Consider the following 1,727-nt stretch of genomic DNA (forward strand, 5'->3'; position numbering starts at 1 on the left):
GCAACGGGAGAGTGGGCAGAATGCTCTTTAAACGATGTTAGCGACTTGACCAAAGCGATGGCGCTTAGCTATACCTTGGGGAAGCCCTTAAGTATTCTCTTTTTGAGACTTTACTTAAGGGCTCTCTCTGCTCAAAACAACTTGCTGCCCTTGGTAGGGGGGCGAAAATAAAACAATATAACATAGCTCAATCCAAATCGTATTGATGCGAAGAAACTTTCGTCCCATGATGTCGCAAAATGGGTTTTGTATGGCATACTATTTGAATATCCTTATTGAAATAAGGATATTCAAATATCGGTGAAGCTACTGATCCAGTTGATGTGAAATATACAAAGTTATATATTAAATGTTAAAAAGTTCATTTGTTGTTAAGTTTTAGATTATGCGTATGCTTATTTGTGAAATTGGAGGTTAGTCTATTGCAAAATAATAATTATGTTAAACAGCTTATTTGGACGGTTATTGAAAATTCTGAGGCTAGTAATTGGGATGAAGCCGTAAAAGAATGGTCAGTAGTTGGATTTGATACTGCCCGAAACGCCGATGGAGAATGTGTTTGTGGACAAGATAATTTATATTACCTTTACACGATTCGTAACGATAAGAATGGTAATGAACTTTCACCAATAGGTAGTAGTTGTATAAAAAAGTTTGAACGTGAAGATTTGAATGCAAAAGTAGAAACATTAGAAAAGCAATTAAAGCTTTTGCATGCTTTGGAAAATAAAAATTTTATTACATTAAGTAAAAAGTTTTTTTCAAAAAAATTGCTAAAATATTTATTTGATAGGGGAGCATTTGAAGATCAGAATTATGATTCTGAGGATAATTATGAATTTATGTTGAAGATGTTTAATAAACATAAGAGCCCAACTGTAAAGGAACAGAAAAAAATTAATGCAATTATTATCAATAATGTAATTCCATATTTGCGTAAACTAGAAAGAAGTAAAACTTTCAATGATGATAAAGAAAAGTTTAACGTGATAGATATGAATTCAAAACATCGCGATGACATTGAACAAGTGATATTTGAAGAATTAGAAAAAAACTCTAATAATGATTTTCAGGATTACAATGATATATCAGAAGTCCCTGAAGAGAAAATTGTGGTTGTTCAAAAAAATCATGGGGCTGGTTGTACTTTTCAAAATGCAAAAAATGCAATTGAAACATATTTAGAATATGGGATTAGGCATTAAATATAATTAAGTTAATATAGGCCAGTCAAACAAAAAAAGGATAACTTTACGTAAGACACGCAAGGATTAGGTTACTTGGGTGTCTTTTATTTTGCCGTCCTTTACTTCGCTGTGGGACGTTATCCTAACAGCTAACAAGGCACAGACATGTAGTCGTCAGAGGTGGTGAAAGTTTCCGGTCAAACCACGTCCAAACCTTGAGTAAATACTAAAGACGATCAAGGGGCAATGAATAATTGGATATAGATTAGCTCGTCCAGCAAGTGATTGGCAAAGCGATGGCACTTAGCTATACCTTGGAAAAGCCCTTAAGTATTCTCTTTTTGAGATTTTACTTAAGGGCTCTCTCTGCTCACAACAACTTGCTGCCCTTGGCTGGGGGCCGTTTGAAAGTCAACTACAGTCTTTTGGTTCTTTAGAGAAAAAAGATTGAAACAGATTGATTGATAAAGAAATCCTTTTTCGGATAAAGAGAAAAACAGACCCTACGCTGTTTGCGCATGAAGTCGAAGACTTCACAGC

1 protein-coding gene is annotated in these 1,727 nt (G+C 34.4%); it reads left to right on the plus strand.

From position 1 onward, the window contains the following. The first annotated feature begins 422 nt into the window (after positions 1-422). The gene (locus AOQ32_RS08090; RefSeq protein ID WP_199504901.1) at positions 423-1,205 is read left to right on the plus strand and encodes a hypothetical protein; all 783 of its coding nucleotides are present in this window, start codon (positions 423-425) and stop codon (positions 1,203-1,205) included. Positions 1,206-1,727: the final 522 nt, after the last annotated feature.

It is taken from the genome of Fructobacillus tropaeoli, assembly GCF_001047135.2.
In the GTDB taxonomy this organism is placed as follows: domain Bacteria; phylum Bacillota; class Bacilli; order Lactobacillales; family Lactobacillaceae; genus Fructobacillus; species Fructobacillus tropaeoli.